Genomic DNA, 13,555 nt, shown 5'->3' on the forward strand with positions numbered 1-13,555 from the left:
ATCCCTTGAGTCGTCATGGCCACCATCTCGTCGAAATCCAACTTCGCACGTATCAACCGGCTGCCGCCGTACGTGTTCGCGATCATCAACGACCTCAAGCAGGACGCGCGAGCGCGTGGCGAAGACATCATCGATTTCGGCATGGGCAATCCGGATCAGCCGACACCCACGCATATCGTGGACAAGCTGACCGAAACCGCCCAGCGCGGCGATACACATCGTTATTCGGTGTCCAAGGGCGTGCCCCGGCTGCGCAAGGCGATTACCGACTGGTATGCCCGGCGTTTTGACGTGACGCTCGCCCCGGACACCGAGGCCATCGTGACCATGGGCTCGAAGGAAGGCCTGGCGCATCTGATGCTGGCGATTCTCGAGCACGGCGATCAGGTGCTCGTGCCCAACCCGGCCTATCCGATCCACACTTATGGGGCGGTGATCGCCGGGGCGGACGTTCGTCATGTGCGGGCCATGCCCGATACCGATTTCTTCGCCGAGTGCGAGAAAGCGATCAAGGAAAGCTGGCCGCGGCCGAAGATGCTGCTGCTCAATTTCCCCTCCAACCCGACGACCCAGGGCGTGGATCTGGCGTTCTTCGAGCGCATGGTGGCGCTGGCCAAGGAATACGATCTGTGGATCGTGCAGGATCTGGCTTATGCCGATCTGGTCTTCGACGGCTATGAAGCCCCCTCGATCCTGCAGGTCGAGGGCGCCAAGGATGTGGCCGTGGAGTGTTTCACGCTGTCCAAGAGCTACAACATGCCGGGCTGGCGCGTGGGGTTCATGTGTGGCAACCCCGAGCTGATCGCCGCTCTCGGGCGCATGAAATCCTATCTGGACTACGGCATGTTCACGCCGGTACAGGTGGCCGCCATCGCGGCCTTGAACGGCCCGCAGGAGTGCGTGGACGATATCCGCGAGCTTTATCGCGAGCGCCGCGATATTCTGTGTCGCGGTCTGAACGATATCGGCTGGGCGGTCACGCCGCCCAAGGCCACGATGTTCGTCTGGGCCGAGATCCCGGCGTTTTATCAAGAGATGGGCTCTCTGGAGTTCACCAAGAAGCTGTTGGCCGATGCTCACGTGGCGGTCTCGCCCGGTATCGGCTTTGGCGAATACGGCGATACACATGTGCGCTTCGGCCTGATCGAGAACGATCAGCGCACGCGTCAGGCGCTGCGTAACATCAAACGGATGTTCAAACGCGACGGTCTCGTCGCGGCATAAACCAACAAAGGCAGAGTGACGATGATGGATGCGGTCAAGGTCGGCGTGCTCGGCCTCGGCACCGTGGGTGCCGGTGTGGTCAATCTTCTGGCGCGTAACGGCGACGAAATTGCCCGGCGTGCCGGGCGTGAGATTCGTGTCACGCGGGCGGCCGTACGGAATCTGGAGGCTCCGCGCGAATGCGCCACGGCCGATATCGATCTGGGAACCGATTGCCACTCAATCGTCACCGATCCCGAGATCGACGTGGTGCTGGAGCTGATCGGCGGTGAAACCGAAGCCTATGATCTGGTCATGGCCGCGATCGCCAACGGCAAGCATGTGGTCACGGCCAACAAGCATCTCATAGCCCTACACGGCAACGAGATATTCGCGGCAGCCGATGCGGCCGGCGTGGTGGTTTCGTTCGAAGCGGCTGTCGCCGGCGGTATCCCGATCATCAAGGCGATCCGTGAATCGCTGGCCGCCAACCGTATCGAATGGGTGGCCGGCATCATCAACGGCACGGGCAACTTCATCCTGTCGCAGATGAACTTCGAGGATGTCTCTTTCGATGAAGCCCTGGCCGATGCCCAGGCCCGTGGTTTCGCCGAGGCCGATCCGACCTTTGACGTCGAGGGCATCGATGCGGCCCACAAGCTGGCCATCATCGGCAGCATCGCCTTCGGTATCCCGTTGTCATTCGACAAGATCGTGACCGACGGTATCCGACGGATCTCGGCCGACGATATCGAATACGCCGCCGAGCTGGGATATCGGGTCAAGCATCTGGGCATCGCCCAGCGTCAGCCCGAGGGTGTTTCCATGCGTGTGCATCCCACGCTGGTCTCCGAGCGCGCGCTGCTGGCCAACGTCGAGGGCGAGAAGAACGCCATCATGGTCTACGGCGATGCCGTGGGGGCCACGGCTTATTACGGTGCCGGCGCCGGCGCCGGGCCCACGGCCTCGTCCGTGGTGGCGGACATGATCGATACCGCGCGCATGATGAGCGTGGACCCGGCCGGGCGCGTGCCACATCTGGCCTTCCAGCCGGATCAGATCACCGCCGAACCGGTGCTTGGCTCCGAAGACTTTGTCTGCGGGCATTATTTCCGCGTGCAGGTGGCCGATCAGACGGGCGTTATGGCCGAGGTCACACGGATTCTGGCCGAGCGCGCGATCGGCATCGAGGCGATTTTGCAAAAAGACCCGCCGCGGGATGACGAGGATGCACGCATCATCATCGTGACCAAGACCGCGAAAGAGGCCACGCTCATGGACGCGCTGTCACATATCGTGGCGCTGCCGACCACGCGCGACGGCGTGGTGCATTATCGCGTGGCCGAGTTCGAGGACTAGATGCGTTATATCAGCACGCGCGGCACTGCACCGGCCATTGAGTTCGAAGACGTCGTGCTCACCGGGCTGGCCCCGGACGGCGGCCTGTACGTGCCGGAGACGATTCCGCAGTTCAGCCACGCCGAGCTCGCCGAGATGGCGGGGCTGCCCTATACCGAAATCGCGTATCGCGTGATGCGCCCGTTCGTGGGCGATGCCATCGACGATGAAACGTTTCGGCGTATCGTTCACGAGACCTACACCGCGTTCAACCACGATGCCGTGGTGCCGCTGGTTCAGCTGTCCCATAACCACCATCTGTTGGAGCTGTTCCACGGGCCGACGCTGGCCTTCAAGGACATCGCGCTACAGCTGCTTGGCCGGCTGCTCGATCATTTCCTGGGCGCCAAGGGCGAGCAGGGTGTGATCATGGGCGCCACCTCGGGCGATACCGGCTCCGCGGCCATCGAGGGCTGCAAGCCCTGCGAAAACCTGGATATCTTCATCCTGCACCCGCACGAGCGCGTGTCTGAGGTGCAACGACGCCAGATGACCACGGTCGATGCGCCCAACGTGCACAACATCGCCATCAAGGGGGATTTCGACGATGCCCAGGCGATGGTCAAGGCCAGCTTCGCCGATCAGGCGTTTCTGGAAGGCACACGCCTGATCGCGGTCAACTCAATCAACTGGGCCCGTATCATGGCCCAGATTGTCTATTACGTGGCGGCCGGGGTGGCTCTCGGTGCGCCGCATCGCGAGGTAGCCTTCACGGTGCCCTCGGCCAATTTCGGCAATCTGTATGCCGGTTACATGGCCAAGCGCATGGGCCTGCCGGTCAAGCAGTTCGTGATCGCGACCAACGCCAACGACATCCTGCACCGTACGATCGCCGACAACGATTTCTCGCGTCGGGCTCTAGAAGCCACGCTGGCGCCGTCGATGGATATCGTGGTCTCGTCCAACTTCGAACGCCTGCTGTTCGAGGCCTACGAACGCGATAGCCACGCCGTGGCTGACCTGCTTGAGGCCTTCGGCCAGGGCCGGGCCGAGATCGATGACACGCCGCTGGCCCGCCTGCGCGACGTGTTCGCCAGTCATCGCGTGGACGACGAGACCATTCTCGAGGTCATCCGCGAGGCTCAGGCCCATACCGGTCAGCTGCTGGACCCGCACACCGCCTGTGGCTATCGCGCGGCCAACGTGGCCCGCACGGATACCACAACGCCGATGATCACGCTGGCCACGGCGCATCCGGCCAAGTTCGAGGCCGCCATCAAGCGGGCAGGCTTCGACGGGGTGCCGCTGCCCGAGGCCATGCACGACCTGATGGCCAAGGACGAGCACTACGACGTGCTCGATGCGGATCTGGCCACGGTACAGGCTTTCGTCGCCCGTCATCGCCACTGACACGCCCGGCGTGGATAGCCCCACGGCCTCGCGTATCGTCGAGCGCCGGCTGGTCGGTGATCCGGGCGCGCTTGTCGCACTCGGGCATCCGCTGCTGCAACGGATCTATGCGGCACGCGGCGTGTGTGACATGGCCGAGCTGGATTACGGTCTGGCCGGCCTGCCCGATTACTCGGATCTGGCCGGTATCGAGGCCGCGGTGGATGTTCTGGCAAAGGCCGTGGCGCGGCAGCGGGCGATTCACGTCGTGGGTGATTTCGATGCCGACGGCGCGACAAGCACCACGCTGGCCTGCGAAGCCCTGTCGAGCTTCGGCGCCCGCGTGGATTTCTTCATGCCACAGCGGGCAACGCACGGGTACGGGCTGTCGCCGCTCGTTGTATCCGCGATGCCCGCACCCGGCCCGGGCGATGTTCTGCTTACGGTCGACAACGGCATTGCGGCCGTTGCCGGGGTAGAGGCCGCGCGTGCCGCCGGCTGGCAGGTGGTCATCACCGATCATCATTTGCCTGGCGAGACGCTGCCCCCGGCCGAGGCCATCGTGAACCCGAACCAGCCCGGGTGTCGGTTTGTCTCCAAGCGCCTGGCCGGTGTGGGCGTGATCTTCTACGTGATGGCGGCCTTGCGGGCCCGCCTGGCCGCGACCGGCACCACGGGGCTGGCCTCGTTATCGAGCTATCTCGATCTGGTCGCGGTGGGCACGGTGGCCGATGTCGTGGCACTGGATCACGTCAACCGAACGCTGGTCAGCCAGGGCCTGCGGCGTATTCGAGCCGGTCGGGGCCGGCCGGGTATCAACGCGCTGGCCGAGGCGGCCGGGCGTGACTGGCGTAAACTCAGCCCCGAGGATATCGGGTTTGTCATCGGGCCCCGAATCAACGCGGCCGGCCGGCTGGACGACATGACGCTGGGCGTGAATTGCCTGCGCGCCGTCGAGAGCGGCCCGGCCCAACAGGCAGCCGAGCAGCTATCGAGCATCAACCGTGACCGGCGGCGCAGCCAGCGGCGCATGGTCGCTGATGCCGAGGCCGCGCTGGCGGCCATGCACGCCGACGGCATATCGCGCGACGGGATCGTGGTGCACGGCAAGGATTGGCACGAAGGGATCGTGGGCCTGATCGCCTCGAAGATTCGCGAGCAGCGTCATCGGCCGGTGGTGGCTTTTGCCCCGGGTGCCGGTGGCGAGTTGAAGGGCTCGGCGCGCTCGATACCGGGGGTTCATATTCGTGACGTGCTGGCAGCGGTTCAGGCCAGCCAACCAGGTTTGATCACACGATTCGGCGGCCATGCCCAGGCGGCCGGCCTGACGCTATCTTATAGCGCGTTTCCTGCGTTCATCGAAGCCTTCGATACGGCGGTGCGGGCCGTCCTGACACCAGAGCTGGCTTCACAGGCTTTTCATACCGACGGCGAGCTGGCTGCGCATGATCTCACCCTGGCCACGGCCAAGCGCCTGCGCGAAGCCGGGCCCTGGGGCGCGGGTTTCGATGCGCCGCTCTTTCACGGTGTCTTCCATGTCGTGTCGCAGCGCATCGTCGGCGAGCATCACCTCAAGCTCAAGCTCATGCCGGCCACCGGCGGGGCGACAATCGATGGGATCTGGTTCAATCACGACACGCTACTGGATGAAACCATCGGGCATCGCCTGGTCTACAAGCTCTCGGTCAATGAGTTTCGCGGCGAGGAAAAGCTCGATCTGGTGGTCGAGTATGGCCAGAGCGTTTGAACGTCGGCCGTCGTCGCAAACAACCGTCCTATTCTTTTTTTATCCGCAGATGACGCAGATTGCGCAGATGTGGAATTGGCGGGACGGCGGGTTGACGGCTGAATGATCGCTTCGGGGACGACGGCCCGCTGCGCTGTATACTGGAGAGGGTGCTTTGACTGGCTGAACTTCCATGACTTCTTGCCGGGCCGCCGGGCTGAATGCATCTGCTCGATCGCGCGCAGCACGCGTTAATTCCCGGCGGATCACCTGACGGCTCGGTAAAACAGGCGAGTGCTGTAGTGCCCATTAAAAAAGCGACGCCGGCGGCCGACGTCGCTTTTGTTCGCTGCGTTTGATGAGCGGCTAGTCGAAGCGGTCGTCGCGAACTTCGACCGTGCCGTTCTCGACACGGGTCGGAAAGGTTTCGACGTCCTCATAAGCCGGCGCCGATAGGGCCTTGCCGTTCTTGATACAGAACCGTGCGCCGTGACGCGGGCAGATCACCTCGTTGCCCTCAACGTCACCGCTTGCCAGCTCGCCGCCGTCATGCGTGCACATATCCTGGATGGCGTGATATTCACCGTCCTTGTAGAACACGGCGATCATCGTGTCGTCGACATCGACGATACGGCACTGGCCATCCTTGAGTTCGCCGTCGTCGCAGACTTTGGTCCAATCGGTCATACGGTTTCCTTGTCTTAATCGAATCGCGCTGTTGCGATCAGCCGAAGATACGTTGGATGCTGCCCAGGCCGTCGATCAATGCATCGACGTCGGCCTGGGTGTTGTAGAGCGCAAACGAGACGCGCGCCGTGGCTGGCACCTCGAAACGCTCCATCACCGGCATGGCACAGTGATGACCCGTGCGAATCGCGATGCCCGACTCATCCAGAAGCGTGCCGATATCGTGGGCGTGCACGCCGTCCATCACGAACGAGATGATACCCGCCTTGCCCGGCGCAGTGCCGATGATACGCAGGCCGTCGATGGCCTCCATCGCCTCGGTGGCACGCGCCAGCAGGGCATGCTCATAGGCAAAGACTTCGGCCATATCGAACTGCTCGACATAGTCCACGGCGGCGCCGAGTGCGGCCGCGCCGGCGATATTGGGCGTGCCGGCCTCGAACTTGTAAGGGATCTCGTTATAGGTGGTCCCTGAAAACGAGACCCGCTCGATCATGTCACCGCCACCCTGATACGGCGGCATGGCCTCCAGAAGTGCGCGCTTGCCATACAACGCGCCGAACCCGGTCGGCCCGAACAGCTTGTGCGAGGACATGACATAGAAGTCGGCGTCCAACGCCTGCACGTCCACGCGGGCATGGGCCACTGCCTGGGCGCCGTCGATCAACGTCACCGCACCGGCCTGGTGGGCCGCGGCGATCATATCGGCGATCGGCAGCACGGTCCCCAACGAGTTGGAGATATGCGCGAACGCGGCGATTTTGGTTCGATCAGACAGCTTGGCCTTGAAGTCGTCCAGCGATACGCTGCCGTCGTCGCCCAGGGGCACGACCACGATTTTGGCGCCCGTGGTTTCGGCGATCATCTGCCAGGGCACGATATTGGAGTGGTGCTCCAGCTCGGTCACTAGAATCTCGTCGCCCTCGGCCAGACGCGGGCGTGCATAACACTGAGCCACGAGATTGATGCCGTCGGTGGTGCCTCGTGTAAACACGATCTCATCGCGAGAGCCGGCGTTCAGGAAAGCGGCCAGCTTGTCGCGTGCGCCTTCATACTGGGCCGTTGCCCGCTGCGACAGGGTATGAATCGCCCGGTGCACGTTGGCATTGGCGTGTCGATAGTAGGCGTCGCTTGCCTCGAGCACGGCCGTCGGCTTTTGCGTCGTGGCGGCGTTATCGAGATAGACCAGTCGCTTGCCGGAAGGTAAGGCCTCGGCGAGAATCGGGAAATCCCGGGCGGCGCGTTCTGCGTCAAACGCAGGGCGGGGCGCGGCCGTGTCTTCTCGATTGGGCATTGTCACTTGCGACATGGTCTGTCTCCGATTGGTTTACGCCAGATCGGCGAAGGCCTCGCCGCCCGGCAACTTCTTCAACAACGTCGCCTCGACATAACGTTCGATCGGGGCGATGCCGAGCTGCTCGACCAGTGCATTGGCGAAGCTGTAGGTCAGAACGGCGCGTGCGCCTTCCTCGCTGATCCCGCGGCTCTTCAAATAGAACACCGCGTCTTCGTCCAACTGGCCCACGGTCGAGCCGTGACCGGCGGTCACGTCGTCGGCATAGATTTCCAGTTCCGGCTTGGCATCGACTTCAGCCTTGTCCGAAAGCAGCAGGGCGTCGACCGAAAGATCGGAATCCGTCTTCTGGGCGTCCTTGCGAATCAGGATCTTGCCATTGAACACGCCGCGGCCATGGCCAGCCAATACACCCTTGTACTGCTCGCGAGAGATGCTGTGCTCTGTGTCGTGGTCGATCATCGTATGGTTGTCCATATGCTGACGACCGGTCGGCACGAACACGCCGTTCAAATGCACCTCGGCGTTCTGATCCACGAGCCGGCTGTTGGTGTCTATACGCGCCAAGCGCCCGCCCAGATCAAAGGCGTGGTTGAAAATCCGCGAATCGCGACGCTGCTGGCCGAAAAAAGCCGAGACGTGATAGCCGCGCTCGGATTCTTCCTGCAGGCGCACCCGCTTGAGCTGGGCGTTGCGGCCCATGACCGCTTCGGTCACGACGTTGGCGAAATACGCCTTGTCGCCCAAGCCGATCGCGTGCTCGACGATCGTGGCCTGGCTGTTTTCACCAAAGACATAGCGATGACGCACCTGCGTCATGCGGTCATCGTGGGCGCCCGAGGACACACAGATGATATGCAACGGTTTTTCCAGCACTGCGCCCGAGGCCGTCTCGACGTAGGCACCGTCGGTAAAGAAAGCGGCGTTCATCGCGGCAAGGCTGCCAGGTTCGTCGTCGACTTCCTGTGCCTTGACGCCGACACCGGCGTTATCACGCAGATGATCGGCGAAAGAGCGCACGGTCACACCGGCAGGCAGATCGTTCAAATCGGACAGCCCGGCATTGAAATAACCGTCGACCAGGACCAGGCGATGGGCTTCAAAGCCCTTGGGCATGAACGCATCCAGTGCGCTCTTGTCGATCGCTGCCGACTCATCGTTGATCTCGAACCGGCGTTTTTCGACGGCGGCGAGGCTGGTGTATTTCCACTCCTCGTCCCGAACGGTCGGGAACCCCGTTTCCGCGAAACGCTTGAGTTCGGTCGAGCGGACACGCTTGGAATCGTCGCTACCCGGCAGGTCACGCTCGATGCGCGAGAACTCTGCCAGATAGTGATCGATGCTCGGATCGATTTGTTCTGCAGCACTCATGATGTCGCGGCAGCCTCATCGGTTTCGAGATTGGCATAGCCTTCGGCTTCGAGCGTATCGGCCAGCTCGGGGCCGCCCGAACGCACGATCTGGCCCTGATACAAGACGTGGATACGGTCGGGCACACAGTGCTCGAGCAGACGCTTGTAGTGGGTGACCAGTACGACCGAACGCTCAGGCGAGCGCAGACGGTTGATACCGTCGGAGACCACTTTCAGCGCGTCGATATCCAAGCCGGAGTCGGTCTCGTCGAGAATGGCGAGATTCGGCTCAAGCATGAGCATCTGGAAGATCTCGTTGCGTTTCTTCTCACCGCCCGAGAAATCTTCGTTGACGCCACGCTTGGCCATTTCCATGCTCATGCCGACGTGATCGATCTTCTCCTGGGCCATCTGCATGAAATCCACGGCATCGATCTCGGGCTCGCCGTGATACTTGCGACGCGCGTTGAGCGCAGCGCGCAGGAGATAGAGATTGGACACACCGGGAATCTCGACCGGGTACTGGAAGCCCAGGAACACGCCTTCACAGGCTCGCTCATCGGGATCCATCTCGAGCAGTTCCTGACCCTTGTAGGTCACGCTGCCCTGTGTGACTTCATACTCTTCGCGCCCGGCCAGGATGCTGGCCAGCGTCGATTTGCCCGAGCCGTTGGGGCCCATGATGGCGTGTACTTCGCCATCGGGAATCTCGAGATCGACGCCGCGAAGGATGGGTTTGCCTTCGACCTCGGCGTGCAGATTCTTGATTGAAATCATATTCGTTATCGACTGTTTGAATTAAGACAGGCCCGCATCAATGCGATGCGGGCCCGGCGAAAAGAGCATGAATGGCGGCGATCAGCCGACGGCGTTTTCCAGCGTCACGTTCAGCAGCTTCTGTGCCTCGACGGCGAACTCCATCGGGAGCTCCTTGAACACGTCCTTGCAGAAGCCGTTGACGATCAGGCTGACCGCGTCCTCTTCCGAGAGCCCGCGTTGCAGGCAATAGAACATCTGGTCTTCACCAATCTTGGAGGTGGTGGCCTCGTGTTCAAGTTTGGCGGTGCTGTTCTTGGACTCGACGTAGGGGAATGTATGCGCCCCGCACTTGTCGCCGATGAGCAGGGAATCGCACTGGGTGAAGTTTCGTGCGTTTGTGGCACTCGGCAGAATCTTGACCAGGCCGCGGTAGGCCTGTTCGCCGCGGGCGGCCGAAATACCTTTGGCGATGATCGTGGACTTGGTGTTCTTGCCCACGTGGATCATCTTGGTGCCGGTATCGGCCTGCTGCATGCCGCGCGTCACGGCCACCGAATAGAATTCGCCAACCGAGTTGTCGCCGTTCAAGACACAGCTCGGATACTTCCAGGTGATGGCCGAGCCGGTTTCAACCTGAGTCCAGGAAATCTTGGACCGGTCGCCGCGGCAATCGCCTCGCTTGGTCACGAAGTTATAGATGCCGCCCTTGCCGTTCTCATCGCCCGGATACCAGTTTTGAACCGTCGAATACTTGATCTCGGCGTCATCTTCGGCCACGAGCTCAACGACAGCGGCGTGCAGCTGGTTCTCGTCGCGCTGCGGTGCCGTGCAGCCTTCCAGATAGGAGACATGGCTGCCTTCTTCGGCCACGATCAGCGTGCGCTCGAACTGGCCCGTGTTTTCCGCGTTGATACGGAAGTAGGTCGACAGCTCCATCGGGCAGCGAACGCCCTTCGGAATATAGACGAACGAGCCGTCGGTGAACACGGCCGAGTTCAGGCCGGCGAAGAAGTTGTCACCGCGCGGCACAACCGTGCCCAAGTGCTTTTTCACCAGTTCCGGATACTCGCGGATCGCTTCCGAGATCGAGCAGAAGATCACGCCGGCATCGGCCAGCTTGTCCTTGAACGTGGTGGCCACCGATACACTGTCAAAGACGGCATCGACCGCCACATTGCTACCGGACGTCGGATACTGCGCGCCTTCCACGCCGGCCAGCATTTCCTGCTCGCGCAGCGGGATACCCAGCTTTTCGTAGGTTTCCAGCAGCTTCGGGTCGACCTCGTCCAGGCTCTTGGGCTTGTCGGCGGCCGATTTCGGCGCCGAGTAGTAAGAGATTTTCTGAAAGTCGATCGGCGGGTAGTGCAGATGTGGCCACTTGGGCATCTTCATCTGCTTCCACTGACGGAACGCCTCCAGGCGCCAGTCAAGCATCCACTGCGGTTCTTCTTTCTTGCTGGAAATGAACCGAATAACGTCTTCATCAAGACCAGGGGCAACCGTATCCGACTCGAGATCGGTAACAAAGCCGGCCTCATACTCGCGTTCGGCTACCAGTTGTTCGACATCTTGTTCGTGTGCGGCCATAGCAACTCGAATCGTTGGTTGAAATCGTTGATGCAAACGAAAGTATAACGTGAAAGACGGTACACCCGACATCGACGACTTTCGATGCACATGATAGTGGGTTTCTATGTTGCTATTTCAAGACATAGCAAGGTGCTAACAATCTTGCGTTTATACGTGCTGTCAGGCTTTAATGGATGCTCACAATAATATTCGCAGGGAGAACCTGATGCGTAATCTTCTAGGCTTCGGTTTGGTGTTGGGTGCCGGCCTGGCCATGACCGGATGCTCGCAGATCACCGTCACCTCGGACACGATCGTCGACGGCACGGCACGTATCGCCGATGCCACGACCAACGCGGTCCAGCAGACCAGCAACGGCACGACGAACGCCAGCCGCAGCGCGTTCGCGCAGAACCACGACGCGCGTCGGAAATTCGTCGACTCGCAGTATGCGATGCTCAAGAACGAGGCCGCCCGCGGTCACGGTGAAGACCTGAACGCGCTGGCGTACATGATGCGCGCCGAAGACAAGCAGGCATTCGCGGCCCGCGTGCAGTCAAACTACGATGTGTTGTTCTCGGGTAAAGCCACCGGTGATGCATTCCTGACCCGTCTTTACGACGTGATGGGTGCGCCCAGCGACATGGCCGCGCAACAGCGCGTCGCCCAGAGCTGAGCTAACCGGACCGCAAGTGTTGCCAGACAAAAAGCCGGCTTCTGACGCCGGCTTTTTCATGCCTGTTTCATCAAGCCAACGAGACGCCTGCCCATGGCCGTGAACCATCAATGGGATGTGATCGCACCGTTTCATATCGATGTCACGGTCGCTGCCTCGGATATCGACCGGCTCGATCATGTCAATAACGCCGCGTATCTGCGTTTCATGGAACGCGCGGCCTGGGCGCATACCGAAGCCCTGGGCCTGACGTGGGAGACGTATCGCGCGCTCGATGCGGCCTGTGTGGTCCGTCGGCACGAGATCGACTATCTGGCGGCTGCGCATATCGATCAGCCGCTTCGGATCGCGACCTGGATCGAGTCCAATGACCAGCGTCTTGCCATGTGGCGACGCTTTCAGATTCGTCGCGATCTGACCGGGGCAACGATCTTTCGTGCGGCCACCCAGTACGTGACGATCACGTTATCGAACGGGCGGCCGCGGCGCATGCCGCGTGAGTTCGCCGAGGCCTATCGCGTCCATGACGGATAAGACGAGCCAGGCGCGGCGTCGTGTCGTTATCCGCTACTGCCCGGGCTGTCGCTGGCTGGCCCGCGCGGCCTGGATGGCCCAGGAGCTGTTGCAGACCTTTGAAGGCACGCTTGACGAAGTCGCCATTGCCCCGGCCGAGTCCGGGGTGTTTCAAATCTGGCTGAATGATGTCTGTCTGCACGATCGGCGCGAGGCCGGGGGCTTTCCGGAAACCAAGCCCGTCAAGCAGATGATTCGTGATGCCATCGCCCCGGATCAGGATCTTGGCCACAGTGATCGCTGATCAATCGAGCCACACCAGGCGGCATTGGTCGGGCGCGACGGACACGATCGCTGCCTGTCCGAAGCGGGCAGCCAGCGCCTGTACGAACGCGGTGTCGCCGGTCGCGATCAGCTGCCCGTATTCATCCGGCCATCGTCCGGCGGGATCGATATGCCGGGTTGCAAGGCCGGGGATGCCGGCGCTGGCAAGTTCGGCGTCCAGGGCAGCGCCGCGGCTGCGGTTGTCTATCGCCGAGTGGGCGCTTGCGCCCGGATTATCGGCGGTAATGATCCAGCCGCCGGGTACGTCAGCAACACGCCGGCACCACTCGATGATCGTGGCCGGGCCCGGGTGATCCACGTATAGATCGACTGCCGGGTTCATCGTGATGCGATAGATCGTTGCCGCGAACGCGTGGGCCAGCGGCGTGTCCGTGTCGTGCGAATAGGCCAATGGCAGGGTCCTTTCTTCTGAATTTGCGACATAAAAAAGGTTCTTCGCAGATCATCGGGATTCGAGAATGGCGGTCCGCAAATAAACGCGAATAAAACGCAAATAGAGACTACTGGCGACAGTGGTCACGTCTATTCATGCGAATCAAGTCTGCGATGAAGGCCCATGAAAGACGTCTTTCGAAATAACCCACGCGCAGCGCGCACGCGTTCGGACGGCGCGCGCCGCTTCGATGCCACATCGAACGTTATTTGCGCTCATTTGCGTTCTTTGCGGACGAGTCGCCTGCGCGGCTTGACTTCCCGCTAATCTG

Annotated in this window: 13 protein-coding genes; 7 read left to right on the forward strand and 6 right to left on the reverse strand. The window is 61.7% G+C overall.

Annotation, left to right across the window (positions count from 1 at the left end; translation table 11 throughout):
• Positions 1–15 precede the first annotated feature (15 nt).
• Genes alaC through recJ form a run of 4 tightly spaced genes read left to right on the forward strand, consistent with a single transcriptional unit; the run spans position 16 to position 5,677 of the window.
• On the forward strand, positions 16–1,224 hold the full coding sequence (gene alaC, locus SAJA_RS10535; protein ID WP_123658639.1) for an alanine transaminase: 1,209 nt from the start codon (positions 16–18) through the stop codon (positions 1,222–1,224).
• Between the two features lie 24 nt (positions 1,225–1,248).
• Positions 1,249–2,562 carry a homoserine dehydrogenase gene (locus SAJA_RS10540; protein ID WP_123658726.1) on the forward strand — a complete coding sequence of 438 codons (1,314 nt, stop codon included), beginning with the start codon at positions 1,249–1,251 and terminating at the stop codon, positions 2,560–2,562.
• Positions 2,563–3,951 (forward strand): threonine synthase, encoded by a 1,389-nt coding sequence (thrC, locus tag SAJA_RS10545; protein ID WP_123658640.1) that lies wholly within the window; start codon positions 2,563–2,565, stop codon positions 3,949–3,951.
• Positions 3,952–3,961: 10 nt separating this feature from the next.
• On the forward strand, positions 3,962–5,677 hold the full coding sequence (gene recJ / locus SAJA_RS10550; RefSeq protein ID WP_245963298.1) for a single-stranded-DNA-specific exonuclease RecJ: 1,716 nt from the start codon (positions 3,962–3,964) through the stop codon (positions 5,675–5,677).
• Positions 5,678–6,022: 345 nt separating this feature from the next.
• Here recJ and SAJA_RS10555 read toward each other — a convergent pair whose 3' ends face one another.
• From SAJA_RS10555 to sufB, 5 genes are all read right to left on the reverse strand, one after another.
• Positions 6,023–6,343, reverse strand: a complete 321-nt coding sequence (locus SAJA_RS10555; protein WP_123658642.1) for a Rieske (2Fe-2S) protein — start codon at positions 6,341–6,343, stop codon at positions 6,023–6,025.
• 37 nt (positions 6,344–6,380) lie between these two features.
• Positions 6,381–7,652 (reverse strand): cysteine desulfurase, encoded by a 1,272-nt coding sequence (locus SAJA_RS10560; RefSeq protein ID WP_245963299.1) that lies wholly within the window; start codon positions 7,650–7,652, stop codon positions 6,381–6,383.
• Between the two features lie 18 nt (positions 7,653–7,670).
• The gene (gene sufD / locus SAJA_RS10565) at positions 7,671–9,008 is read right to left on the reverse strand and encodes a Fe-S cluster assembly protein SufD (RefSeq protein ID WP_123658643.1); all 1,338 of its coding nucleotides are present in this window, start codon (positions 9,006–9,008) and stop codon (positions 7,671–7,673) included.
• Positions 9,005–9,766: a Fe-S cluster assembly ATPase SufC gene (gene sufC, locus SAJA_RS10570; protein WP_123658644.1), complete on the reverse strand. Its 762-nt coding sequence runs from the start codon at positions 9,764–9,766 to the stop codon at positions 9,005–9,007. The genes sufD and sufC overlap by 4 nt, the downstream gene beginning before the upstream one ends.
• Positions 9,767–9,847: 81 nt before the next feature.
• Positions 9,848–11,335 (reverse strand): Fe-S cluster assembly protein SufB, encoded by a 1,488-nt coding sequence (sufB, locus tag SAJA_RS10575; RefSeq protein WP_123658645.1) that lies wholly within the window; start codon positions 11,333–11,335, stop codon positions 9,848–9,850.
• Positions 11,336–11,543: 208 nt separating this feature from the next.
• Between sufB and SAJA_RS10580 the strand changes: the two genes are divergently transcribed.
• The 3 genes from SAJA_RS10580 to SAJA_RS10590 all read left to right on the forward strand — a co-directional run bounded on the left by SAJA_RS10580 (position 11,544) and on the right by SAJA_RS10590 (position 12,810).
• On the forward strand, positions 11,544–11,993 hold the full coding sequence (locus tag SAJA_RS10580) for a DUF3015 family protein (protein ID WP_184999846.1): 450 nt from the start codon (positions 11,544–11,546) through the stop codon (positions 11,991–11,993).
• A 93-nt stretch (positions 11,994–12,086) separates the two neighbouring features.
• Positions 12,087–12,527: an acyl-CoA thioesterase gene (locus SAJA_RS10585; protein WP_123658647.1), complete on the forward strand. Its 441-nt coding sequence runs from the start codon at positions 12,087–12,089 to the stop codon at positions 12,525–12,527.
• Complete coding sequence (locus SAJA_RS10590) at positions 12,517–12,810, forward strand: Rdx family protein (protein ID WP_123658648.1); 294 nt, start codon at positions 12,517–12,519, stop codon at positions 12,808–12,810. Before SAJA_RS10585 ends, SAJA_RS10590 begins: the two co-directional genes overlap by 11 nt.
• Here SAJA_RS10590 and SAJA_RS10595 read toward each other — a convergent pair whose 3' ends face one another.
• A complete protein-coding gene (locus tag SAJA_RS10595) occupies positions 12,811–13,242 on the reverse strand; it encodes a DUF3293 domain-containing protein (protein WP_123658649.1) in 432 nt (143 codons plus the stop codon).
• Between the last annotated feature and the right edge of the window lie 313 nt (positions 13,243–13,555).

It is taken from the genome of Salinisphaera japonica YTM-1 (genome assembly GCF_003788585.1).
GTDB lineage: Bacteria > Pseudomonadota > Gammaproteobacteria > Nevskiales > Salinisphaeraceae > Salinisphaera > Salinisphaera japonica.